This is a genomic window from Streptomyces californicus, from assembly GCF_000717645.1.
GTDB classification, from domain to species: domain Bacteria; phylum Actinomycetota; class Actinomycetes; order Streptomycetales; family Streptomycetaceae; genus Streptomyces; species Streptomyces californicus.
The window spans coordinates 1-23,410 of record NZ_JNZZ01000021.1; the positions used below are offsets into that span (position 1 = coordinate 1).

Here is a 23,410-nt window from a genome sequence, read left to right on the forward strand (position 1 = left end):
GCGCGGGCCCGGGGAGCGGCGGGCGGGTGGGTCGGGGTTCAGCTTGTGCGGATCAGGGTCAGGACCTCGTCGCGTACCGCCGCCATCGTGTGTTCGCCCTTCGCCTCCACGTTCAGGCGCAGCAGCGGTTCCGTGTTGGAGGCGCGGAGGTTGAACCACCAGTCGGCGGCGGTGACCGTGAGGCCGTCCAGGTCGTCGAAGGCGATGTCCTCGCGCGTGCCATACGCCTGCTTGACCTTGGTCAGGCTGGCGGTCTGGTCGGCGACGGTGGAGTTGATCTCGCCGGAGTCGGCGTACCGGTCGTACTCCGCGACCAGTTCGGAAAGCGGCTTCTGCTGGCCGCCGAGCGCGGCCAGGACGTGGAGGGCGGCGAGCATGCCCGTATCGGCGTTCCAGAAGTCGCGGAAGTAGTAGTGCGCCGAGTGCTCGCCGCCGAAGATCGCGCCGTGCCGCGCCATCTCCTCCTTGATGAAGGAGTGGCCGACCCGGGTGCGGACCGGGGTGCCGCCGTTCTCGCGGACCACCTCGGGGACGGACGAGGAGGTGATCAGGTTGTGGATGACGACGCCCTCGCCGCCGTTGCGGGCGAGCTCGCGGGCGGCGACCAGGGCCGTGATCGCGGACGGGGAGACGCCCGCGCCCCGCTCGTCGACCACGAAGCAGCGGTCCGCGTCGCCGTCGAAGGCGAGGCCCAGGTCGGCGCCCTCGGCGAGGACGCGGGCCTGGAGGTCGACGATGTTCTTGGGGTCGAGCGGGTTGGCCTCGTGGTGGGGGAAGGTGCCGTCCAGTTCGAAGTACATCGGGACGAGGTCGATCGGGAGGCCGCCGAAGACCGTGGGGACCGTGTGGCCGCCCATGCCGTTGCCGGCGTCGACGACGACCTTCAGCGGGCGGACGGACGTGAGGTCGACCAGCCCCAGGAGGTGGGCCGCGTAGTCGGTGAGGGTGTCCCGTTCGGAGATCGTGCCGGGGGCGGGGGCGGCCGGCGGCTGCGGGGCGCCCTCCGACCACTGCTCGACCAGGGTGCGGATCTCGGCGAGACCGGTGTCCTGGCCCACGGGGGCGGCACCGGCCCGGCACATCTTGATGCCGTTGTACTGCGCCGGGTTGTGCGAGGCCGTGAACATCGCGCCGGGGAGGCCGAGGGCCCCCGAGGCGTAGTACAGCTGGTCCGTCGAGCAGAGGCCGATCAGCGTGACGTCCGCGCCGCGTGCCGCCGCGCCCCGGGCGAACGCTCCGGCGAGCCCCGGCGACGTGGGCCGCATGTCGTGGCCGATCACGATCGCGTCGGCGGCCGTGACCTGGACGAACGCGGAGCCGAACAGTTCGGCCAGCGACTCGTCCCACTGGTCGGGCACCACACCGCGCACGTCGTACGCCTTCACGAGCTGCGACAGATCAGCAACCACGGCCGGTCCTCCTGGGGGTATCTGCGGACCGCCCAAACTACCCGGCCCGGTCCGATGCCCCGGATACGGGCCGAGGAGACGGGGCGGAGCATGCTCACGTCCACCGCACGGGCACGCCCGCCCACCGCACGACCGCGCCCGTTCGCCGCACGAGCACGCTCACTCACCCGGACATGGCCGGAAAACGTGTTCGCGAAGGACGCGGTCAGGGAACGGGCTCAGGAGTCCGGGGAGCGCAACACCCTGAGGTGGCCCCTGCGGGCCACTTCCACCGGATCCGCCGAGCGCGGGCCGCGGCCGCCGCCGTCCGGACCCCGGTCCTGCGGGCGTGCCGCCTCGCGGACCGCGTTGGCCAGGGCTTCGAGGTCGTCACCGCTCGGGTGGGCCGGAGCGGAGCCGTCGGAGAGCCGCACCACTTCCCAGCCCCGTGGCGCGGTGAGCCGCTCGCTGTGTTCGGCGCACAGGTCGTAACAGTGGGGCTCGGCGTAGGTGGCGAGCGGGCCGAGGACCGCGGTCGAATCGGCATAGACGTACGTCAGTGTCGCGACGGCGGGGCGGCCGCACGCGGTGCGCGAACAGCGACGTACAGGGCTCACGATGTTGGACGGTACCGCACTCTTGAGCGGGCTGCGACGACTCCCCCTCGCCTCACCCCACCGTGTCGCCCGGTGACCTGCGGCACATCGGCTCCTCGGGGGTGCGCCCTGACCTGCGTGAGGGCCGCGTCCGGGCGCCGGGCCACCGCTGTGCCGACGACGGGGCGGGGGCCGGGACGACGTCGGACACGGAGTAGATGATCGGATGAGGGGCCTAAAAAGGGCGCAACCTTGGCCGAAATGTTCAACTGCGGACAACCGGAAGAGGATCGTCCGCTTCCGCCCTCGTCGCGGGTCTCATCACCCCCGCCCCGACACCGCCCCCTGGCCCGGCCCCGGCCCCGCCGCCTTCGCCCGGGATCCCGCGATACCCGCGCTCCCTGCGGTCCTCGCACTCCCCGCGATCCCCGCCCTCCCCCGCATCGCCGAGCGCGCCGGGCCGCCCCGCCGTTCGTCTCCTCGGTCGTCACGGTCGCCGGAGCGTTACGCTGCGTCGGTGATGGACAGCCCCGTACCTCCCCCCACGTTCGAGCCGCGGCCCCGGCGCCGCGACCGTCACGGTCGCGGTATGCGCGGGCCGCTCGCGCCGCCGCAGGTGCCGCTCTCGGCCAGCAGGGGCGAGATCTTCCGCGATCTGGTCCAGGACTCGGTGGAGCGGCTGGAGCGGCGCTGGCCCCAGCTGGCCGAGGTCGACTTCGTCGTCCTCGATGTGCCCGCCGTCGCGGAGGACACGGTTCCGCTCGGCGGCTCGGTGTCGGCCGGCAAGGGGCGGCCCGCGCAGATCGTCGTCTACCGGCGGCCCGTCGAGCTCCGTACAAAGAGCCGCGACGAACGCGCCCTGCTCGTGCACGAGGTGGTCGTCGAGCAGGTCGCCGAGCTGCTCGGGCTCTCCCCCGAGTCGGTCGATCCCCGGTACGGGCAGGACTGACCGGCGGCTTCCGTAAAGGGGCGGGGCGGCCGCCCCGCCTCAGTCGTCCAGGACCGACAGGTCCTGACGGGCCGCCGGGACCTCGACCGTGCCCCGGTCGTCGGGAAGCGTCTGCACGGTGAACATCGGCACGCCGCCCTCCGTGCGTGCCAGGGTGCGTGACGCGTGGACCGGGCCGCCCGACGTCGTCTCGACGGTCAGCGCGTAGGCGCCCTTGAGGCCCTCCGGGGCCTTCGGGGTGACCGCGAGCGTCGTACCGCCCTTGACCGTGTGCGTCTCCACCACCGGTTCGCCGCCCTCGCTGCCCGCCGACGCCGTGACCTTCACCTCGGCCGTGGCGCCCGGCGCGGTCAGCGACAGCGTCGCCTCCTTGCCCCGGTTGTCCGCGACGGTCGCCCGCGCCCCGACCGGTCCGGTGGCCGGGATGTAGGCGATCTCCTGCTTGTCGCCCTTGCCCCGGACCACCCGCAGCGCCGCCACGATCGGCGTCGCGCGGTCCTTCCGTACCGGGGTCAGGAGCAGGGAGGCCGGTTCGCCGCGGGTGACGTCCTTGAGGTCGACGACCGCCGTCATCGAGGACTTGACGTGCAGGGTGGCGCTCCCGGCCGGGGAGAACGTCGCGTTCTTGCCCACGAGCCGGACCTTCACGTCCGCGTCGTCCTCACCGGGCGCGTACGCCACCAGCTCGACGGAGGTGGCGTCCGCCGGGATGCCGGGCAGCACGAGCGTGCCGGACGGGTCGTCCGACGCGGAGATCCAGTCGCTGCCCGCGCCGTCCTCGGCGCTCATGACGACGGCCCCGACCCGGCCCGAGCGGGTGGTGACGTGCGCGGTCAGACGGTCGGCCGCCTCGTCGGTGAGCGTGGACAGCAGGACGGCGACACTGGAGCGGGCCGGCACGGTGATGCCGTCCCCGACCTCGGACTTGAGCGCGCCCTCGGTGCCGTAGAGCTCGATGTCGGCGACGGCGGCGGAGTCGTCCGGGTTGGTGAGGTGGAGGTAGTCCTGGCGGGTCTTCGCGGTGCTCACGCCCGGGAACCAGAAGTCGGTGTCGGGGGCGGTGCAGGAGACGCCGAGGAGGCCGCGCGCCCCGCCGGCGGTGACCTCGGTGGTCTGCTGCGCGGCCCAGCCGGGGGCCAGCCTGCCCGTGGCCGTTCCGGCGAGGGCCGGGGCGCTCGCACCGTCCGCCTCGGCGGTGACCGGCTTTCCGGGCTCCTTGACGGCGAGGACCGGCTTGTCGGCCTTCTCCTTCGCCTTCTTCGCCGCTTCCTCGGCCTTCTCGATCTTCTTCGGGTCGGTCTCGTCCTCGTCGTCCACGACGGGCAGCGCGGGCTTCAGTTCGGCGGTGCCCTCGGCGTCGCCGCCCTCGCCCGCCGGAGTGAACGCCGTGTACCGCGTCTCGGCGAGGTCGGAGCCGCTGGGCGCCGGGCAGACCAGGCTGGAGCGCTCGACGGGCAGCACCGTGGCGGACTTCGCCGCGGTCTTCGCCGGGGGGCCGGGCGCGGTGACCGTGGCGAATCCGGTGACGGCGGCCAGGACGGCCGCGCCCGCGATCAGGGACAGGTGGGTGGACTTCACTCGGACTCGCCTCGCGATGCGTTACCGGTCTGCCACGGGGCCTGGCCCGGGGCCGGGGGGTCGGTCTGGTCGCCGTTCTCGGCGGGGTGGGCGGCGGGATCGGCGTACGGGGGCTGCTGCGGGGGCTGCTGGTACGGGTCGCCGGTGTACCGGCCGTACTCGTCGTAGGCGCTCCCGCCCGCGTACGTACCGCCCTGCTCGTCGTACGCACCGCCCTGGGCGTTGTAGAGGCCGCTCGGGTCGGCGTACTGCTGCTGGTACGGGTCCGGTGCGCCGTAGCCGTCCTGGTAGCCGGCGTTCTGCTGGGCGTACGGGTCCTGCTGCGGGTACGCGCCGTACGGGTCGGCGGACTGCTGCTGCTGTCCGTCCCACTGCGCGTAGGCGTCGTACGGCTGCTGCTGCGGGACCGCCGCGTAGTCGCCGGTGGCTTCCTGCTGGTCCTGGTGGTCCCGGGGGTCCTGGTGGCCCTGGTCGGCGTACGGGTCGTGCGCCGGCGGGTTCGGGGCGTACGGGTCGGCGGACTGCTGGGCCGGGATGTACTCCCCCGGGCCGGCGGGGTGCGACGGGTCGTCGTCCCCGGACTCCTCGGCGGCGGCCTCGGCCTGGGCGGCGGCGCGCAGCCTGCGGGCGCGGCGGCCCTCGCCGTCCACCGGCTCGGCGGCGACGGCGAGCGCCTCCTCGGGCAGGTCGTCGTCGATCTCGCGGCGGCGGCCGGGCAGGGCCATGACCACGAGGACCACGAGGAGCCCGATCTGGGCCCAGACCCACGCGGTGTGCGTGATCGGGGCGTCGTAGGTGAGGTCCAGGCGTCCGCCGTTCGCGGGCAGTTCGAAGCCCTGGGCCCAGCCGTCGACGGTCTTGCGGGTCAGCGGCTTGCCGTCCAGGGTGGCGGTCCACCCCGGGTCGGCGGCGTCCGCGATCCGCAGGACGCGGCCCGCTTCGCCGGACGGGATGTCGGAGTGGGCCTCGACGGCGGCCGAACCGACCGCGACGTGCTCGCCCTCGCCGGAGGCCGGGGCGATCATGACCCGGGCGACCTGCCGGTCCACCCGCCACAGGGCGCTGCCGTCGAGCTGGCTGAGGCGGCTGAGGCCGGGGGTGGTGTCGAGGACGCGGCTCATCTGGCGCGGCGCTCCGTCCCGGACGAGGACGTAGCGGATCGCGAAGCCGCCGAGCTGGCCGCCCTGGTCGGCGCCGGAGCCGGCGACCAGGGCGGCGACGACCTTGTCGAGGTGGCGGTTGCCGCCGCCCGCCTCGGTCAGCTCGCCGTCGCCGAGCCGCGCGCCGGAGCCGCGGACCAGGCTGTAGGAGACGGTGTCGGGCGAGGAGCCGCCGAGGACGAGGGTGCGGGGCTGGTCGCGGGTGGTGCTCTCCTCCGCGACGAAGGCGGGCACCTGGACGGGGTCGCGGCGCTCCAGCGGGCCGTCCGCGCCGCCGATCATCCAGCCGGCCGCGGCGAGTACGGGGGCCAGCCCCGCGGCCAGCGCGATGAGCACGGCCACCGGCTGCCGCCAGCCGAAGCTCTGCTCGGCGACCCGGATGCGGGCGCCGTCCGCGCCGACCAGGGCGGCGGCGATCAGCGCGGTGCCGTAGACGAGGGTGGCGGGCCCGGCCCAGGTGGAACCGTTGGCGACGGCGGCGAAGAGGAAGCCGACGATCGCGACGGCCCAGGCGGTGCGGACGGCGAACTGCCGGTCCTCGCGCAGCAGGGCGGCGAGCGCCGCGAGCACGATGCCGAGGAGCAGGACGCCGCCGGCCGCGCCGGGGCCGCCGGGGCTGATGCCGAGCAGGTCGAGGCCGGAGGCGCCCCCCGTGCCGAGGTCGAGGCCCGCCTCCGTCAGCAGCGCGGACGGGCCGGCCAGGAGGCTCAGCGACCAGGGCGCGAGGACCAGGACCGGGGTGCCGACGGCGGCGACGAAGCGGAGCCCGTACGCCGTGATGTCGCGGCGGCGCAGCACGAGCACGCCGAGGCCGAGGACCACGGCAAGCGGCCAGACGATCGGGGTGAACGCCATGGTGACGGTCAGCAGCAGCGCGTACGCCCAGGTGGCGCGCCAGCTGCCGCGCTCCCCCGCCGCGCCGTCGAGGCGCAGTCCGTGGGCGGCGACGCCCGCGCGGGCGATCAGCGGGAGCAGGACGAGGAGGACGGCGGTGCCCAGGCGGCCGGTGGCCAGGGCCCCGGTCGCGGCGGGCAGGAAGGCGTACGCGACGCTCGCCCAGGCCCGCAGCAGCCGGGAGGGCAGCAGCGGCCGGGAGGCGAAGTAGGCGGTGGCCCCGGCCAGCGGGATCGAGCAGATCAGCAGGACGCCGACGGCGGCCCCGGTCGAGCCGAGGAAGAGGGCCGACAGGGCGGCGAGCAGCGCGAGGTAGGGCGGGGCGGTCTGGGTGCCGCCGGTGCCGACCGTGTGCCAGGCGTCCGCGTACCGGTCCCACAGCGCGCCGGCCTCCGCCGGGGCGGGCAGCAGAGCGCCGCCGGCCAGGGAGCCGCCGCTCAGCAGGTTGCGGCAGGCGACGAGCGAGACGATCAGGAGCAGGGCGAACAGGACCGGGCCGGGCTTGCGGCCGATGCGCTTGAGGCGGGCGAACTGGTCGACTTCGAGGAAGTCGGCGTCGTCGCCGCCGGGTCCGGACTCGACGGCTCCATGGCGTGAACCGCCCGCGTCGGAGTCCGTACGGTTGCCGAAGTTGCTCATGACCTGGTCGACGGTGGCGCGCACGGTCGCGCCGGGCGGCGGGAAGAGGGCGCGCAGTTCGGCGGCGTCGACGGCGCCCTTGCCGCGGTCGCGGCGGGCGGCGAGGATGCGGCCGGGCCGCAGCAGGGTGCCGAGGAGGCCGGTGACCTCGTCGAGCGCCTGGCCGGGCACCTTGCCGACGAGGTAGGCGAGGGTTCGCAGCAGGGTGCCGACGACGAGCCGGAGCAGGACCCAGGGCAGGGCCTTGGCGCGGGCGTTGACGAGCATGGTGAAGACCGCGCCCGCCTTGTCGACGCGGTGCGGGCCGGCGACCGAGCGGCCGGCGCAGTCGATGGGGCGGCGTTCGCGGGCGGACGCCTCGGCGTGGCGCAGGACGGCGTCCGGGGCGACGAGGACCCGGTGGCCGGCGAGGTGGGCGCGCCAGCACAGATCGACGTCGTCGCGCATGAGGGGGAGCATGCGGTCGAAGCCGCCGAGCTCCTCGTAGACGTCGCGGCGGACGAGCATGCCGGCGGAGGAGACGGACAGGACGGTGCGGACCTGGTCGTGCTGGCCCTGGTCCTGCTCGCGGCGGTCCAGCCCGGTCCAGCGGCGGCCGCTGTTGGCGATGGAGACGCCGACTTCGAGGAGCTGCTTGCGGTCGTACCAGCCGCGCAGCTTGGGGCCGACGATCGCGGCGTGCCGGTCGGTGTCGACGACGCGCAGCATCGCGGCGAGCGCGTCCGGCTCGGGGGCGCAGTCGTCGTGCAGCAGCCAGAGCCACTGGACCGGTTCGCCGTGGGGCAGTTCGGGGAGGTCGTAGTTCTCGTCCACCCAGGTGCGGGTGGCCGGGTCCCAGCCACCGGGGCGCTTGAGGTAGGGCAGCTCCTCCGGGGTCAGGACGCCGGCCGTGCGGGCCGCCTCGTCGACGGCGGCGCCGAAGCTCGTACGGCGGGCGAGGTGCAGGACGCGTTCGTCGCCGAGCGCCTCCGCGACCAGCCGGGCCGAGTCGTCCGCGCTTCCGGTGTCGGCGGCGACGACGTTCTGTACGGGGCGTTCCTGCCCGAGCAGCCCCGCCAGCACGTCGGGCAGCCAGCGGGCGCCGTCGTGGGAGACGAGCACGGCGGTGACGACGTGCCGGGGGAACTCTGGGGCGGCGGCGGCCGCGTTCGGCGCCGCCGGGTGGCTGTGCACGGACATCGGGGTACGGGCCCTCCGGCCGGGTCCGGGGGCGTGATCCCCGGGGGCTGCATCGGTGTACACGCGCGCCCCGGCGGGGCGTTGGCGCGTCTCGGACGGGGCCCCACACTAACGGTACGGACAGGTGGCGGAGTTCCGTGCGGGCCGAGGAGCCGGGCGGGGGACGCGCCGACGGCCCGCCCACCGCGCCCTCGGGGAGGCGGTGGACGGGCCGTCGGGGTGAGCCGGTGGGCCGGGGGGGGGCCGGGTGCGGCGACGATGGGCTGCCGCCGCGGGTGCGGCGGCGGGCGCGGGACCGCGGGCGGTCGGCGGGCGCTGGTCGTCGGGCGTCCGGCGTCGGGCTACGGGCGACGATCAGGGCCGGTGGCCCGATGGCGGCCTGCGGTCCGGTGGCGGCCGGAGGACCGGTGACGGCCGGTGGCCGACGGGTGCCGGTCGTCGGATCAGGGCCGGTGACGGCCTGTGGCCGGTGGCCCGGTGGCCTCGTGGGCCTCTTCGTCAGATCGCGGCCTTCTTGAGGCGGCGCCGTTCCCGTTCGGAGAGGCCGCCCCAGATGCCGAAGCGCTCGTCATTGGACAGGGCGTACTCCAGGCATTCCGAGCGGACCTCGCAGGCGAGGCAGACCTTCTTGGCCTCGCGGGTCGATCCGCCCTTCTCGGGGAAGAAGGACTCGGGGTCGGTCTGGGCGCACAGTGCGCGCTCCTGCCAGCCGAGTTCCTCGTCCGCGTCCTCGACCAGCAGTTGCTGGAACAGCTCGGTCATGTGCGCCCCTCGTCTGTCTCTTGCGTCCCGTGTTGCAGCCATTTGCGGCTGAACGACACGAGTGAAATTACAAGTGTGTAGCTCCGAGCCAGTCAAGCGAGGATCTGCTATTGACCCAGGGATTCACTCTGCGGAACCAAGCGTATGCAGAAAGTGTTCAAATCAGCAAAAACCTGACATATGCCACGGGCGCCACGACTGCGTATCTTCCACCGGAAAGACGAGTGAGCGCGCCCTTGTGTTGCGATTCGATCACCGAAGCGATCAAGATCACAGCCAGGTCACGGCCCGTCAGTCATGATTCGGAGCACGGATCATGCGCCGCGTGTCCCCGTCCTGGGCGCATAAACCTTTCTGCCGCACTGCCGACCGGAAAGAGTGACGGATTGCCCCCAAACCGGGCATTGGGTTGACAGCGGACGGCCGAACCGGTCTCCTTGATCCCATGCCAGCGACCTCAGCCCTGCACGTCACCCACGTCCGTGGGTTCCGTAGCGCTGTCCAGGCCCGCTGTTGCTGTTCCAGCTGTCGCAGCTGTTGACGCCGTAGCGCTCCGGCTCCGGCTCCGACCCAGCCGCCGGACCACCCCTCCCGGAGCCTCTCCGGCCGGGTCCCTCCGGTCGAGCGGAGTCGCTCTCCCCGCTCTTCCCCCAGCTCCGCCGTACGCGCGTCTCCCGTGGATCTGTCCGGTCCGCCGCCCCGTACGCACTCCCCCCCATGCCGAGGAACCACCGCAGCCATGAACAGCGACAGCGACCTTCAGATCGCCGGCGACATCCTCGAGGTCCAGCACCTCCTGCAGCCCGCCCGCGAGCACCCCGCCACCGTCTCCGAGTTCGTCGGCCTCGCCCGCTCCATCGCGGCCGACCGCGCACGGTGGGCGGATCTCGTGCGGTACGACTCCGCCTCCCGCTGGTACCACCGCCTGCACCAGGGGCCCGGCTACGAGGTGTGGCTGCTCAGCTGGGTGCCCGGCCAGGGCAGCGGCCTCCACGACCACGGCGGCTCCGCCGGCGTACTGACCGTGCTGGAAGGCGAGTTGACCGAGCGCACCGAGCGCGGGGCCCGCTCGCTCGGTACGGGCGCGCAGCGCGCCTTCGCCCCGGGGTACGTCCACGAGGTGGTCAACGACTCGCTCGAACCTGCGGTCAGTCTGCACGTCTACTACCCGGGCCTGACCGAGATGCCGATGCACGCCACGCAGGCCGCCGCCGCGACGGCCGTAGACGCCGCGCACGCCGCCGACCCGACAGCCGTGGACACCGTGCCCGCCTGACAGACTGCTGTGCATGCGCATTGTTGTTCTGGCCGGTGGTATCGGCGGTGCCCGCTTTCTGCGCGGCCTCAAGCAGGCCGCGCGCGACGCGGACATCACGGTGATCGGCAACACGGGTGATGACATCCATCTGTTCGGGCTGAAGGTCTGCCCCGACCTCGACACCGTGATGTACACCCTCGGCGGTGGCATCGACGAGGAGCAGGGCTGGGGCCGGAGGGACGAGACCTTCCGCGTCAAGGAGGAGCTCGCGGCGTACGGCGTGGGCCCCGAGTGGTTCGGGCTCGGCGACCGGGACTTCGCGACCCACATCGTCCGTACGCAGATGCTGGGCGCGGGCTACCCGCTGAGCGCGGTCACCGAGGCGCTCTGCGCCCGCTGGCAGCCGGGCGTGCGGCTGCTGCCGATGTCGGACGACCGGGTCGAGACGCATGTCGCCGTCGAGACGGACGGCGAGAGCAGGGCGATCCACTTCCAGGAGTACTGGGTGAAGCTGCGCGCCTCCGTCGAGGCGCGGGCGATCGTGCCGGTCGGGGCGGAGCAGGCCGAGCCGGCTCCGGGGGTGCTGGAGGCGATCGGCTCCGCCGACGTGATCCTCTTCCCGCCGTCGAACCCGGTGGTGTCGATCGGCACGATCCTCGCCGTGCCCGGCATCCGGGAGGCCATCGCGGACGCGGGCGTTCCGGTGGTCGGCCTCTCCCCCATCGTCGGGGACGCGCCGGTGCGCGGGATGGCGGACAAGGTGCTCGCGGCGGTGGGCGTCGAGTCGACGGCCTCGGCGGTGGCCCGGCACTACGGTTCGGGGCTGCTGGACGGGTGGCTGGTGGACACGGTGGACGCCGGTGCGGTCGACGCGGTGGAGGAGGCGGGGATCCGCTGCCGGGCGGTGCCGCTGATGATGACCGATGTGGACGCGACCGCCGAGATGGCCCGGCAGGCGCTGGCCCTGGCCGAGGAGGTCCGGCCGTGAGCGGAGGCCCCGGGACCGATGCCGGCGCCCCGTCGTTCCGGGTGTGGGCCCTCGGCGGCCTGCCCGAGGTGCGGGCCGGTGACGACCTCGCCAAGCTGATCGCCGCGACCGAGCCAGGGCTTGTCGACGGCGACGTCCTCCTCGTCACCTCGAAGATCGTCTCCAAGGCTGAGGGCCGGATCGTCGAGGCCGCCGACCGGGAGGCCGCGATCGACGCCGAGACCGTACGGGTGGTGGCCCGGCGCGGAACCCTGCGGATCGTGGAGAACCGGCAGGGGCTCGTCATGGCGGCCGCCGGGGTCGACGCGTCGAACACCCCGGCCGGGACCGTGCTGCTGCTGCCCGAGGACCCCGACGCCTCGGCCCGGGCCGTCCGGGACGGGCTGCGGGACGCCCTCGGCGTGGACGTCGGCGTCGTCGTCACGGACACCTTCGGACGGCCCTGGCGCAACGGGCTGACCGATGTCGCGATCGGTGCGGCTGGGGTGCGGGTCCTGGACGATCTGCGGGGCTCCACGGACGCGTACGGCAATCCGCTCAGCGCCACGGTGGTGGCCACCGCCGACGAGCTGGCCGCCGCCGGGGACCTGGTCAAGGGCAAGGCGAAGGGGCTGCCGGTCGCGGTGGTCCGGGGGCTGCCGCACCTCGTGGCGGCGCGGGACGACGTCCCCGGGGCGCGGGCCCTGGTGCGCGGCGCGGCCGACGACATGTTCCGGCTGGGGACGTCGGAGGCCGTACGGGAGGCGGTGACGCTGCGGCGCACGGTGCGGGAGTTCACCGACGAGCCGGTGGACCCGGGGGCGGTACGGCGCGCGGTGGCCGCCGCCGTGACGGCTCCGGCGCCGCACCACACGACGCCGTGGCGGTTCGTCCTGCTGGAGTCCGCCGAGGCGCGGACCCGGCTGCTCGACGCGATGCGGGACGCCTGGATCGAGGACCTGCGGCGCGACGGCAGGAGCGAGGAGTCGATCGCCAAGCGGATCCGGCGGGGCGATGTGCTGCGCGACGCGCCGTACCTGGTGGTGCCGTGCCTGGTGATGGACGGTTCGCACACGTACGGGGACGAGCGCCGCGACACGGCGGAGCGCGAGATGTTCGTGGTCGCCGCGGGGGCCGGCGTGCAGAACTTCCTGGTCGCGCTGGCCGGTGAACGGCTCGGCTCGGCGTGGGTGTCCTCGACGATGTTCTGCCGGCCGGTGGTGCGGGAGGCGCTGGGGCTGGAGCCGTCGTGGGACCCGCTGGGGGCGGTCGCGGTGGGCCACGCGGCGGGCGCGCCCCGGGAGCGGGGGCGGCGGGAGCCGGAGGAGTTCATCACGGTGCGGTGAGGTCCGGCCGCCCGGCGCGCGTCCTGCGAGGGAGGGGTCCGGGCGCTCCGCCGGTGGTGTCTGCGCGGTTCCGGGCCGGGGGCCCGGTCTGATGGGCGCATGACGCCCGACCGGCCGCTGTACCGCGCCAAACTGCGACTCCTGGGCAGGCCGCTCACCACCGAGCGGGTCGGCGAGGAGAAGCTGGACAACCCGACCGCGCTCGGGGTGCTTGCCTCCGACTGCATCAGTTCGTCCGCCTACGGGTCCGAGCAGATGCTCCGGGTCCTCGTGCCGGTCGTCGGAGCGGCGGCGTTCACCCTGGTCCTGCCGGTGACCGGTGCGATTCTGCTGGTGCTGCTGCTTCTGACGTTCTGCTACAGCGACGTCGTCAGCATCTACACCCGGGCCGGCGGTTCCTATGTGGTGGCCCGCGAGAACTTCGGGCCGAACGTCGCGCAGATCGCCGCCGTCGCCCTGCTCGTGGACTACGTCGTCACCGTCGCCGTCCAGGTGTCCGCCGGCACGAACGCGCTGATCTCGCTCGCCCACCTGGTCGGCGACGGCTGGACGGGCCTGGACCATCTGCAGCTGCCCGTCTCGGTGGCGGTGATCGTGCTGCTCGCCTACGGGAATCTGCGCGGGGTGCGGGAGGCGGGCCGGATGTTCGCGCTGCCCGCCTACCTCTTCATGGCCGCGATGGGGCTGGTCTTCCTCGTGGCCGCCGTTCGCGGCCTGACGGGCGACCTGCCGCGCGCCGATCTCGGCGCGCCGGGCGTCGTCCCGCTGGGAGAGCCCGGCGACGGCTGGCTGCAGGGCGCGTCGCTCTTCATCGTGCTGCGCTCCTTCGCCAACGGCGGCTCCTCCCTCACCGGGCTCGAAGCGATCTCGAACGGCGTCTCCGTCTTCCACGAGCCCCAGGGCCGCAACGCCCGGCGCACCCTCGTCACCATGAGCTGCGTCCTCGCCGTCCTGGTCCTGGGCGTCTCGACGCTGGCGTACTGCACCCACGCCGTCCCGTACGCGGACGGCACCCCGACCGTCATCGCGCAGGAGGCCCGGCTCGCGTTCGGGGACGGCGTCGCGGGGACCGTCGGGCTGGTGTTCGTACAGCTGGCGACCGCGCTCATCCTGTACACCGGAGCCAACACGCCCTTCACCGGGTTCCCCTTCCTGGCCGGCTTCGTCGCACGGGACCGGTTCCTGCCCCGGGTGCTCACGCGGCGCGGCCACCGGCTGGCGTTCTCCAACGGCATCATCGCGCTGACCGTCCTCTCCCTGGCCCTGCTGCTCGTCACGGGCGCCAGCGTGGACCGGCTCGTGGCCCTGTACGCGATCGGCGTGTTCACCGCCTTCACCATGGCGGGGGCCGGGCTCACCGCCTACCACCTGCGCCGCCGGGGCCCGCTGCGCCGGATGAAGATCACGGTCAACGCCCTGGCGGCGGTCGCCTCCGCCGCCGTCGTCGTGATCTTCGCCGTCACGAAGTTCACGGAGGGCGCCTGGCTGGTGGTCGTGGTGTTCCCGCTCGGCGTCTGGGCGCTGACCCGGATCAACCGGGAGTACCGGCGCGAGGCGGCCGCGCTGGAGCGCCTGCCGGAGGGGGCGGACCGGCCGCGCACCCGTCGCCACCAGGTCCTCGTCCTCGTGGAGACGCTGGACCTGGCCGCGCTGAAGGCCCTGCGCCACGCGCACGAACTGCGGCCCGACTCCGTCCGCGCGGTGCACTTCGCGATCGACGAGGCGCACGCCCAGCGGCTCGCCGCACTCTGGGAGTCGACGTCCGCCACCTCCGTCGAGCTGGAGCTGGTGGCCTGCCCGGACCGCCGTCTGCGCCACGCGATGAGGGAGCTCGCCGTCCGGACGACCGAGGACGGGCAGACGGCCCTGACCGTGCTCGTGCCCCGGCGGATGTACGCCAACGCGCTCGGGAAGGCGCTCCACCGGGGCACCGGCGAGAGCATGGCGCGGACCCTGGAGCGACTCCCGCACGTCTCGGTGACGATCCTGCCGTTCAACGCGTCGCACGCCATCGAGGCCCTGGAGACGGACCGGCTGCCCGACCTGGACTGAGGCCGGGAGGGCCCGCCGGGACTTCCGGGATCGGACTACAGGTGCACGATGTCGCCCGGGGTCATTCTCGGAGCGCGCCGGGGCGGGGTGCGGCCGGAGAGCAGGATCAGGCGGGTCGCCCGGTGGCGCTGGCCCTCGTAGGGGGTCAGCAGGGCGAGCATCTCCGCGTCGTCCGCGTCGCGGTTGCCGGCCAGGGCGTGGCCCACGATGCCCGGGAGGTGCAGGTCGCCGACCGTGACCGCGTCCGCCGCGCCGTTGGAGCGCTGGAGGGTCTCGGCCGAGGTCCACGGGCCGATGCCGGGGATCAGCTCCAGGCGGGCCGCCGCCTCGGGGAGGTCCATCGCCGCCGCCTCCTCCAGCCGGCGGGCCACGCGGACCGCGCGCAGGATCGTCGACGACCGCTTGGCGTCCACGTTCGCCTTGTGCCACTCCCAGGACGGGATCATCGCCCAGCCGCGCGCGTCCGGCATCACGTGCAGACCCAGCTCCGCCGTGGGGCCGGGGGCGGGGGTGCCGAAGCGGCGCACCAGGTGGCGCCAGGCGCGGTACGCCTCGTCCGTGGTGACCTTCTGCTCCAGGACCGACGGGATCAGCGACTCCATCACCAGCCCCGTGCGCAGCAGCCGCAGCCCCGGGTGGCGGTGCCGGGTCAGGGCGAGCAGCCGGTGCCGGGGCGCGAACGCGTCCGGGTCGTCGTCCGCGCCCAGCAGCCCCGGGAGGCCATCCAGCAGCCACGTCGCGCCGGGTCCCCACGCCGTCGCCGCGATCCGGCCGCCGCGCGCCGCGACGCGCAGGGTGCCGGGCCCCTCCGGCGTACGGGAGGCCCGCCAGAACGTTCCGTCCGCGACCATCCGGAACGTGGGGTCCGCCGGTCCCCGGCGCAGCGGCCCCAGCACCACGCGGAGGTCCAGCGGCCCCGGCGGCGTCCACTCCCGGGTCACGGGCGGGGCCTCGGGCGGGGCGGGCGCTGCACGGGGCGCCGGGGTCCGCCGCACGGGGGCGCCGGTCCGCGGCGGGAGCGCCGCTCGCGCGGTGCGGGGGGCGAATCGTCCTGCCACGGAGGGGCCTCGGTGTTCCTGGGGGGTGCGGTCGGTCCCTTCGAGGGTACGGGGGCGGCGGGCGTACGCGTACGCCCGCCGCCGGCGCCGGACGGGCCGGTGCGAGCGTGTCCTACTGGTCCGAGGAGAAGCGGACCGAGCCGTCCGGGAGGACCGCGTCGCACCAGACGCGGATGCCGTCGCGCAGCTCGTTGTCGGCGCCCACGCGGGCCCCGTCGCCGATCACCGCGCCCGTCAGCACCGTACGGCCGCCGATCCGGGCGCCCGCCCCGATCAGCGAGTCCGTGACGACCGCGCCCGCCTCGACGACCGCGCCCGCCAGGATCGTCGAGCCGTCGAGCCGCGCGCCGGCGCCGACCACCGCGTCCGCGCCGACCACCGTGCCGCCGGTGAGCTTGGCGTCCGGGGCCACGGAGGCGGAGGGCAGCACCAGCCGGTCGCCGCAGCGGCCGGGGACCGCCGGGGAGGGGGCGCGGCCGAGGACGAGGTCGGCCGAGCCGCGCACGAAGGCGGCCGGGGTGCCGAGGTCGAGCCAGTAGGTGGAGTCGACCATGCCCTGGAGGTGGGCGCCGGACGCCAGCAGCCCGGGGAAGGTCTCGCGTTCGACGGAGACCGGGCGGCCGGTGGGGATGGAGTCGATGACCGAGCGCCGGAAGATGTACGCCCCGGCGTTGATCTGGTCGGTGACGATCTCCTCTGGCGTCTGCGGCTTCTCCAGGAAGGCGGTGACCCGGCCGGTCCCGTCGGTCGGCACCAGACCGAAGGCGCGCGGGTCCTCGACGCGGGTCAGGTGGAGGGAGACATCCGCCCCGGAGACGGTGTGCGAGGTGACCAGGGCCCGGATGTCGAGCCCGGTCAGGATGTCGCCGTTGAAGATCAGGACCGGTTCGTCCGGGCCCGAGGACAGCTTCGACGCCACGTTGCGGATGGCGCCGCCGGTGCCGAGCGGCTCCTGCTCGGTGACGTACTCGATGTGCAGACCGAGCGAGGAGCCGTCGCCGAAGTACGGCTCGAAGACCTCCGCCAGGTAGGAGGTGGCGAGCACGATGTGCTCGACCCCGGCCGCCCTGGCGCGCGCCAACTGGTGGGTGAGGAAGGGGACACCCGCCGCCGGAACCATCGGTTTCGGGGTGTGCACCGTGAGCGGGCGCAGTCGGGTGCCCTTGCCGCCGACCAGGAGAATCGCTTCTTTTGCCTCTGTCACAGCACCGTCTCTGCTTCCTGCTGGGGCCTGGCCTCGTTGATGGCTGGCCAGTCTAAGCAGACCGGTCGGGAACGCCCCGGTCAGCGGCCCTGCAGGTGGGCGGAGCTGGTCCGGGCCGTGCCGAGCTTCTTGTAGAGACGCGCTCCGGGGCATTCGGTTGCGAAACCGTCCCGATGGCCCGAGATGACGTTCATCTTGACCTTCTTGCCCTTCGCGTACTTGTTGCTTCCGCCCGAGACGAGCGTCACCTTCCCCTTCGGGTTGCGCCCGAAGAGGCCGAGCTTCCACGCGGTGAGCTTGGCGACGGCGGTCACGGCGGCGGCGGGCGGGTTGGTGGAGGAGTAGGAGCCCAGCACCGCGATGCCCATGGTGTTGGTGTTGAAGCCCAGCGTGTGCGCCCCGAGGACGGCGCGGGAGACGCCTCCGGCCCGGCCCTCGTAGATGTTTCCGCACTTGTCGACGGCGAAGTTGTAGCCGAAGTCGCGCCAGCCGCTGCTCTTGACGTGGTAGCGGTAGATGCTGCGGAGCACGGAGGGGGCCTGCTTGCAGGTGTAGTTGTTCCCGGTCGCGCTGTGGTGCACGAAGGCCGCCTTGACGGTCTTGGTGTACGCGAAGTTCCGCTCACGGAGCTTCTCGTCGGCGCCCCAGCCCTTGCGGGTGATGATCCCCGGCCGGGGTCCGATGTACGGCTTCGCGCCCACGGCCTCCTCCGCGGCCTCCGCCGCCGCCTCGGCGGTCTCGGCCTGGGTCATGGCGGGGATGAGGGAGGCGCCGAGCGGGGCGAACTCCGCGTTGACGGCCGAGGCCGCCGCGGACGCCGCGGTGAGCGTCTCCGGCACGACCGCGGCCGTCCCGGCGGGCGGCGGGCCCGGGCGGACGGGGAGCGACGCCGGGGTGGCGGACGTCCGGCCTCCGGGGACGGCGCCGGCCTGCCCGGCGGGCGCGGACTCCGTGGCGGGGTCGGGCCCGGGGTCGACGAGTTCGAGGCGCAGCCCCTCGGGGAGGCGGACGGCGATGGACCGGCCCTCCTCGTCGGCCGCCTCCGGGTGGACGCGTACCTCCACGCCGTCCGAGGCGCCGACCCAGAGGGGGGCGGTCGATCCGCGTACGGCGCCGGAGGCCCGTTCGTCGCTGCCGAGGTCGGCGGCGTGCTCGTCGTTGTGGGTCTCGACGTCCTGCCAGTCCGACCAGCGCTCGCCGCCGGCCGCGCGGGTGCGGACCTGGACCGTGCCGTGGAGTTCGGCCTCGGCGTCGTCCCAGACCACGCCCACCAGGGAGAACGGGCGGGTGGTCCGCCGGTCCAGGCCCCGGCCGGGCGCCGGGGCCGCCGAGCGGTCGGAGGACGCGGCGAGGCGCTCCAGCGGCAGGGACTGCGTGGAACCCGCGACTCCGGCGGAACGGTCGTCGGGCTCACCGGCGGGGGCGGTACGGGAGTCGGTGGGGGTGGACTCGGTGGGCGCGGACCCGGCGTGGGTGGCGGATCCGGCGGGGGCGGCCGGAGTGGCGGGCGCGGCCGGGGTGGCGGGCGCGGCCGGGGTGGCGGGCGCGGCCGGCGGGCCGGCTCCCGGCGACTGCGGCGCGGCCGAGGGCGGCCGGGCCGACGAGGCGTGCGGAACCGGGGCGGACAGGGCGGGGGCGGCGAGCGGCAGCGTCAGGGCTGCCGCGCAGGTGACGCCGATGGAGGTGACCATAAGTGAACGCATACGTACGATATTTGCCATAGCGTCACCACTCCGGCGACCCGGACATTGCCCCCGACGTGACGTGCCGTCTGCCGAACCGGTGGACGCACCCCCCGCTCAGGCACCCGTTCGGCCCGCCCGGCGCCTCGCCCCCGCGTACGCTTGCGCGGGTGAACTCCAGCGACCGCACCCCCGCCGACCTGCTGCGATCCGCCCTCGCCGCGGACCCCGCCCGCCCCCTGGTCACCTTCTACGACGACGCCACCGGAGAGCGCGTCGAACTCTCGGTGGCCACCTTCGCCAATTGGGTGGCCAAGACCGCCAATCTGCTCCAGGGCGACCTCGCCGCCGAGCCCGGCGACCGGCTCGCGCTGCTGCTGCCCGCGCACTGGCAGACCGCGGTCTGGCTGCTCGCCTGTTCCTCCGTCGGGGTCGTCGCCGACGTGCAGGGCGACCCGGCCGCCGCCGACCTGGTGGTGACCGGCCCGGACACCCTGGAGCGGGCGAGGGCCTGCCGGGGCGAGCGCGTCGCCCTCGCGCTGCGGCCGCTGGGCGGCCGCTTCCCGCAGCCGCCCGAGGGGTTCGCGGACTACGCGGTGGAGGCGCCGAGCCAGGGCGACCGCTTCGCGCCGTTCGCCCCGGTGGACCCCGACGGGCCCGCGCTGGCCGTCGACGGGGTCGAGCTGACGGGTGCGCAGCTCGTCGCCCGGGCCCGTGAGGACGCCGCGACCCTCGGTCTCGCGCCCGGATCCCGGCTGCTCAGCGGACGGACGTACGACACCTGGGACGGGCTGAGCGCCGGGCTCTTCGCGCCGCTGGCCGCCGACGGGTCCGTGGTCCTGTGCCGCCACCTCGGGCAGCTCGACGCGGACGGGCTGGCCAAGCGGGTCGAGAGCGAGCGGGTCACCGACACTGCGGTATGACAAGCGCTCCGCGTCCACTCGTCCGGCCCACAGCGGGCCGAGTCCTCAATGATCGGCACCCGCGCGGGTAGATGATCGAGCGGTACAGACCACTCTCCTTGCCGTGCACAACCAAGCGTGAGTTTCAGCCGTCTACTCCTGCGACCGGCGGCCCCTCGCGCCGCCGAACGTGAAGGATGGACGCAGACGTGACCGACAGTGCTGGCCCGCCGTCCGACCCGGACCACCAGGCCGGGGACACACCGCAGGGCAGGTCGCAGGAGAAGTCAGGACCCGAGGGCCCGCCCCCCGGGGACGGCGGTGAGGGGCGGACCGCGAGCCCCGGGGAGGCCGGGAAGCCGACGGGCGCCGGGAAAGCCGAGAAGCCCGCGGACGCCGAGAAGCCCGCGGCCGCCGGGGAAGCCACCGGGAGCAGCGCCGAAGCGGCGGGCGACGCGCAGGCCGAAAGCAGCGCGAAGGCCGAGGGCGACGCGAAGGCCCAGCACGCCGCCGGAGCCGGAGCCGCGACCGGCGCCGAAGCCGGTAAGGGCGCGCGAGCCGACGCCCCCGGCACGGCAGCCGGGCCCGGCTCCGGTGTGCAGACCTGGGCCGACCATCCCAAGGACGGCGTCGTCGTCGCGCGCAGACGGCGCTGGGTGCGCTGGTCCGCGCTCGCCGCCTCGTTCCTCGTCCTGGTCGCCGCCGGGGTCGGCTGGTGGATGTACCGGAAGCTCGACGGGAACATCACCACCGACACGGGCGCCGCCGCCGAGCTCAAGGCGTACGAGAGGGAGCGGCCGACGCCGGTCGTGACGAACGCCCAGAACATCCTGCTCATCGGCTCGGACAGCCGGGCCGGGGAGAACCGCGAGTACGGCCGGGACGACGGCGGCAGCCAGCGTTCCGACACGACGATCCTGCTGCACCTCGCGGCGGACCGGAAGAGCGCGACGGCGGTGTCCCTCCCCCGCGACCTCATGGTGGAGATCCCCGGCTGCCGCACGGCGGACGACGAGAAGTCGCGCGAGCGCTTCGCGCAGTTCAACTCGGCGTTCGAGACGGGCGGCACCGCCTGCACGATCCGTACCGTGGAGCGGATGACCGGCATCCGGATCGACCACCACATGGTCGTCGACTTCAACGGCTTCAAGGACATGGTCGACGCCGTCGACGGGGTCGAGATCTGCCTCAAGAAGCCGATCAACGACAAGGACGCGCACCTGGAGCTTCCGGCGGGCCGGCAGACGCTGAACGGCGAGGAGGCGCTCGGCTACGTACGGGCGCGCAAGACCCTCGGCAACGGCAGCGACACCGAACGCATGGAGCGCCAGCAGCAGTTCCTGGGGGCGCTGGTCAACAAGATGCAGAGCAACGGCGTCCTGCTCAACCCGACGCGGCTCTACCCGGTGCTCGACGCGGCGACCAAGTCGCTGACCACGGACCCGGGCCTCGACTCGCTGCGCGACCTGTACGACCTGGTGCGCGGGATGCGCGATGTGCCCACCGACCAGGTGCAGTTCCTGACCGTGCCCAGGCAGCCGTACCGCCAGGACCCGAACCGGGACGAACTCGTCGAACCGGACGCAGGTGAGCTGTTCAAGCAACTCCGCGAGGACAAGCCCGTCGCGGTGGTCCCGGCCGACGAACTGGAGCGAGCGCGCCAGGACCAGGAAAAGGGAGAGGCGCGGGAACAGGACGGGAAGCCGGACGACGCCGGCTCCGAAAGTCCGACGCCCACACCCACCTATTCGGGGTCGAGTGCGGCGGACGACCTGTGCAAGCAGTAAAGCAATTGCCAAGACACAGAACAAAATCGACGCGTAATGGGAAGAATGCCCGGTTGTAAGGGGCGTGGAATGTGTCACGCACGTCGCTCGACACGGAATCGGCCGGATAGTGTGACGCGATCCGGTGCTTCCGGCCGTCAGGTCGTGCACTGCTGGAGCGAAGGAACGAGCGCCTTGCCGGGGGAGGGCGCCTCGCGTGGCACCGACGGAGGACGCAGGCAACCGTGGACGCGCACAGTCGTGGACGGGCGGACGGTATCGACCCCGCCGACCAGTGGGTGCTCAACCCGCAGACCGGCAATTACGAATTGCGACTGGATCACTCCACAGGGGAGTCGGGTGATGCGTCCGGAGCCGCCGCGGGATCCTCGCGAACGGCGACGGCCGAGGGGGGCGGCCGTCGCGCCGCACGCGAAAGCGGCTCGCGGACGCGTACGCGGGAGGACGACGCGGCCGGAAAGCGCCGCGAGGTGGTCCCGGGCCAGCGCTCCCGCCGCGGCTCCCAGGGGACGCGCGGTGCGGCCGCCGAGCCGCCCGCGGCCGGCCGCCGGAAGCGCAAGCCCCAGAAGTCGCGCAGGAAGAAGGCGCTGCTGTGGACGGGCGGCGTGCTGGCGTTCGTCGTGGTCGGCACCTCGGTCGGCGCGTACGTCGTCTACCAGAAGCTCAACGGGAACATCGACGCCATCGACGTGGGCGACGCGGGCAGCAAGAGCGTCGTCACCGACGGCCCGATAAACATCCTGGTCATCGGCACCGACAAGCGGACCGGCAAGGGGAACGAGGGCTACGGCGACAAGGGCAGCATGGGCCACGCCGACACGAACATCCTGTTCCACGTCTCCGAGGACCGCACCAACGCGACGGCGATGAGCATCCCGCGCGACCTGATGACCGAGATCCCCGAGTGCGAGACGAAGCAGCAGGACGGCAGCACGACCGCCATCCCCGGCACCGCCAGCGCGCGCTTCAACACCAGCCTCGGGCAGAACGGCCGCGACCCCGGCTGCACGATGAAGACGGTCGAGAACATCACGGGCGTCAAGCCGGACCACTTCATGATGGTCGACTTCAACGCGGTCAAGGAGCTGACCACCGCGGTCGGCGGCGTCAAGGTCTGCATGGCCAAGCCGATCGACGACCCGAAGTCCCATCTGAAGCTGCCCCAGGGCGAGTCGAAGGTGCAGGGCGAGGAGGCGCTGGGCCTGCTGCGTACGCGCGACAGCTTCGGCAACCGGAGCGACCTCGACCGGATCAAGGTGCAGCAGCAGTTCCTCGGCTCGATGATCCGCGAGATGAAGTCGAGCGACACCCTGACCAACCCGAAGAAGCTCTACAAGCTGGCCGACGCCGCCACCAACGCTCTGACCGTCGACTCGGCCATCGCCGACGCGAAGAAGCTGATGACGCTCGCCCAGGAGATCTCGAAGGTCGACACGAAGAACATCACCTTCGTCACGATGCCGGTCATAGACAACCCGGCCGAGCCGAAGCCCGTCACCGTGGTCGTGGACCCGACCAAGGGCGACCAGCTCTTCGCGATGATGCGCTCCGACACCTCGCTGACCGAGGTCAAGCAGAAGGAGAAGGCCGCCAAGAGCAAGCAGGCGGCTCTGCTCAAGGGCCCGAAGGCCGCTCCCGCCGACGTACGGGTGGACGTCCTCAACGGCGGCGAGATCCCCGGTGCGGCCGGTTCGACCGTCACCTGGCTCCAGAACGAGCAGGGGGTGCTGAAGTCCGCCAACAAGGCCAACGCACCCGAGAAGGCCGACAAGACGACGTTGGAGTACGCGCCCAACCAGGCCGACCAGGCCCGGGCGCTCGCCGAGATGATGGGGCTGCCCGCCACGGCCATGAAGCAGGGCACCGCCGACGCCGAGGGGCTGGAGGCGATGGTGCTCACGCTGGGGGCGGACTTCAAGGGCGCCGGGCAGCTCATCACCGGACCGGCGAAGGCTCCGGAGGGCGTCGAGCAAGCACGCGCCGACAAGGCGGTATGCGCCAAGTGACAC

16 protein-coding genes are annotated in these 23,410 nt (G+C 73.6%); 8 read left to right on the forward strand and 8 right to left on the reverse strand.

Annotation, left to right across the window (positions count from 1 at the left end; all coding sequences use genetic code 11):
* Positions 1 to 38 precede the first annotated feature (38 nt).
* A complete protein-coding gene (locus IF19_RS0126205; protein WP_030115362.1) occupies positions 39 to 1,409 on the reverse strand; it encodes a phosphomannomutase/phosphoglucomutase in 1,371 nt (456 codons plus the stop codon).
* Between the two features lie 218 nt (positions 1,410 to 1,627).
* Positions 1,628 to 2,005 carry a DUF3499 domain-containing protein gene (locus IF19_RS0126210; RefSeq protein ID WP_030115363.1) on the reverse strand — a complete coding sequence of 126 codons (378 nt, stop codon included), beginning with the start codon at positions 2,003 to 2,005 and terminating at the stop codon, positions 1,628 to 1,630.
* 499 nt (positions 2,006 to 2,504) lie between these two features.
* Between IF19_RS0126210 and IF19_RS0126215 the strand changes: the two genes are divergently transcribed.
* Positions 2,505 to 2,933, forward strand: a complete 429-nt coding sequence (locus IF19_RS0126215; RefSeq protein WP_078580901.1) for a metallopeptidase family protein — start codon at positions 2,505 to 2,507, stop codon at positions 2,931 to 2,933.
* A gap of 39 nt (positions 2,934 to 2,972) precedes the next feature.
* On the opposite strand, the gene IF19_RS0126220 is transcribed toward IF19_RS0126215, so the two are convergent.
* The 3 genes from IF19_RS0126220 to IF19_RS0126230 form a co-directional block, all read right to left on the reverse strand.
* The gene (locus tag IF19_RS0126220; protein ID WP_030115365.1) at positions 2,973 to 4,511 is read right to left on the reverse strand and encodes a DUF5719 family protein; all 1,539 of its coding nucleotides are present in this window, start codon (positions 4,509 to 4,511) and stop codon (positions 2,973 to 2,975) included.
* Positions 4,508 to 8,383: a glycosyltransferase family 2 protein gene (locus IF19_RS0126225; RefSeq protein WP_030277440.1), complete on the reverse strand. Its 3,876-nt coding sequence runs from the start codon at positions 8,381 to 8,383 to the stop codon at positions 4,508 to 4,510. Before IF19_RS0126225 ends, IF19_RS0126220 begins: the two co-directional genes overlap by 4 nt.
* 498 nt (positions 8,384 to 8,881) lie before the next feature.
* Entirely contained in the window at positions 8,882 to 9,145 is a 264-nt protein-coding gene (locus IF19_RS0126230; RefSeq protein WP_003968728.1) for a WhiB family transcriptional regulator, read from the reverse strand.
* A gap of 739 nt (positions 9,146 to 9,884) precedes the next feature.
* Between IF19_RS0126230 and IF19_RS0126235 the strand changes: the two genes are divergently transcribed.
* The 4 genes from IF19_RS0126235 (at position 9,885) to IF19_RS0126250 (ending at position 14,768) form a co-directional block, all read left to right on the forward strand.
* Positions 9,885 to 10,421 carry a cysteine dioxygenase gene (locus IF19_RS0126235; RefSeq protein ID WP_050491052.1) on the forward strand — a complete coding sequence of 179 codons (537 nt, stop codon included), beginning with the start codon at positions 9,885 to 9,887 and terminating at the stop codon, positions 10,419 to 10,421.
* Between the two features lie 13 nt (positions 10,422 to 10,434).
* Positions 10,435 to 11,391, forward strand: coding sequence for a 2-phospho-L-lactate transferase (gene cofD / locus IF19_RS0126240; RefSeq protein WP_030277442.1), 957 nt, complete (start codon positions 10,435 to 10,437; stop codon positions 11,389 to 11,391).
* The gene (locus IF19_RS0126245; protein WP_078580899.1) at positions 11,388 to 12,716 is read left to right on the forward strand and encodes a coenzyme F420-0:L-glutamate ligase; all 1,329 of its coding nucleotides are present in this window, start codon (positions 11,388 to 11,390) and stop codon (positions 12,714 to 12,716) included. Before cofD ends, IF19_RS0126245 begins: the two co-directional genes overlap by 4 nt.
* A gap of 99 nt (positions 12,717 to 12,815) precedes the next feature.
* The gene (locus tag IF19_RS0126250) at positions 12,816 to 14,768 is read left to right on the forward strand and encodes an APC family permease (protein WP_030115373.1); all 1,953 of its coding nucleotides are present in this window, start codon (positions 12,816 to 12,818) and stop codon (positions 14,766 to 14,768) included.
* Positions 14,769 to 14,803: 35 nt separating this feature from the next.
* Here IF19_RS0126250 and IF19_RS0126255 read toward each other — a convergent pair whose 3' ends face one another.
* From IF19_RS0126255 to IF19_RS0126265, 3 genes are all read right to left on the reverse strand, one after another.
* Positions 14,804 to 15,826, reverse strand: coding sequence for a DNA-3-methyladenine glycosylase family protein (locus tag IF19_RS0126255; protein ID WP_030115374.1), 1,023 nt, complete (start codon positions 15,824 to 15,826; stop codon positions 14,804 to 14,806).
* Positions 15,827 to 15,938: 112 nt separating this feature from the next.
* Positions 15,939 to 17,030 carry a mannose-1-phosphate guanylyltransferase gene (manB, locus tag IF19_RS0126260; RefSeq protein WP_030115375.1) on the reverse strand — a complete coding sequence of 364 codons (1,092 nt, stop codon included), beginning with the start codon at positions 17,028 to 17,030 and terminating at the stop codon, positions 15,939 to 15,941.
* Positions 17,031 to 17,110: 80 nt separating this feature from the next.
* On the reverse strand, positions 17,111 to 18,733 hold the full coding sequence (locus IF19_RS0126265; RefSeq protein ID WP_030277445.1) for an N-acetylmuramoyl-L-alanine amidase: 1,623 nt from the start codon (positions 18,731 to 18,733) through the stop codon (positions 17,111 to 17,113).
* Positions 18,734 to 18,882: 149 nt separating this feature from the next.
* On the opposite strand from IF19_RS0126265, the gene IF19_RS0126270 reads away from it, so the two are divergent.
* From IF19_RS0126270 to IF19_RS0126280, 3 genes are all read left to right on the forward strand, one after another.
* Entirely contained in the window at positions 18,883 to 19,635 is a 753-nt protein-coding gene (locus IF19_RS0126270) for a TIGR03089 family protein (protein WP_030115378.1), read from the forward strand.
* Positions 19,636 to 19,811: 176 nt separating this feature from the next.
* Positions 19,812 to 21,401: an LCP family protein gene (locus IF19_RS0126275; RefSeq protein ID WP_030115379.1), complete on the forward strand. Its 1,590-nt coding sequence runs from the start codon at positions 19,812 to 19,814 to the stop codon at positions 21,399 to 21,401.
* Between the two features lie 224 nt (positions 21,402 to 21,625).
* On the forward strand, positions 21,626 to 23,407 hold the full coding sequence (locus tag IF19_RS0126280; protein WP_030115380.1) for an LCP family protein: 1,782 nt from the start codon (positions 21,626 to 21,628) through the stop codon (positions 23,405 to 23,407).
* Positions 23,408 to 23,410: the final 3 nt, after the last annotated feature.

Bases quoted from the DNA above. Each gene is read 5' to 3' on its own strand.
- IF19_RS0126215 (WP_078580901.1), top strand. From the start codon at position 2,505: ATGGACAGCCCCGTACCTCCCCCCACGTTCGAGCCGCGGCCCCGGCGC.
- IF19_RS0126225 (WP_030277440.1), bottom strand. From the start codon at position 8,383: ATGTCCGTGCACAGCCACCCGGCGGCGCCGAACGCGGCCGCCGCCGCC.
- IF19_RS0126230 (WP_003968728.1), bottom strand. From the start codon at position 9,145: ATGACCGAGCTGTTCCAGCAACTGCTGGTCGAGGACGCGGACGAGGAA.
- IF19_RS0126235 (WP_050491052.1), top strand. From the start codon at position 9,885: ATGAACAGCGACAGCGACCTTCAGATCGCCGGCGACATCCTCGAGGTC.
- cofD (WP_030277442.1), top strand. From the start codon at position 10,435: ATGCGCATTGTTGTTCTGGCCGGTGGTATCGGCGGTGCCCGCTTTCTG.
- IF19_RS0126250 (WP_030115373.1), top strand. From the start codon at position 12,816: ATGACGCCCGACCGGCCGCTGTACCGCGCCAAACTGCGACTCCTGGGC.
- IF19_RS0126265 (WP_030277445.1), bottom strand. From the start codon at position 18,733: ATGCGTTCACTTATGGTCACCTCCATCGGCGTCACCTGCGCGGCAGCC.
- IF19_RS0126275 (WP_030115379.1), top strand. From the start codon at position 19,812: ATGGACGCAGACGTGACCGACAGTGCTGGCCCGCCGTCCGACCCGGAC.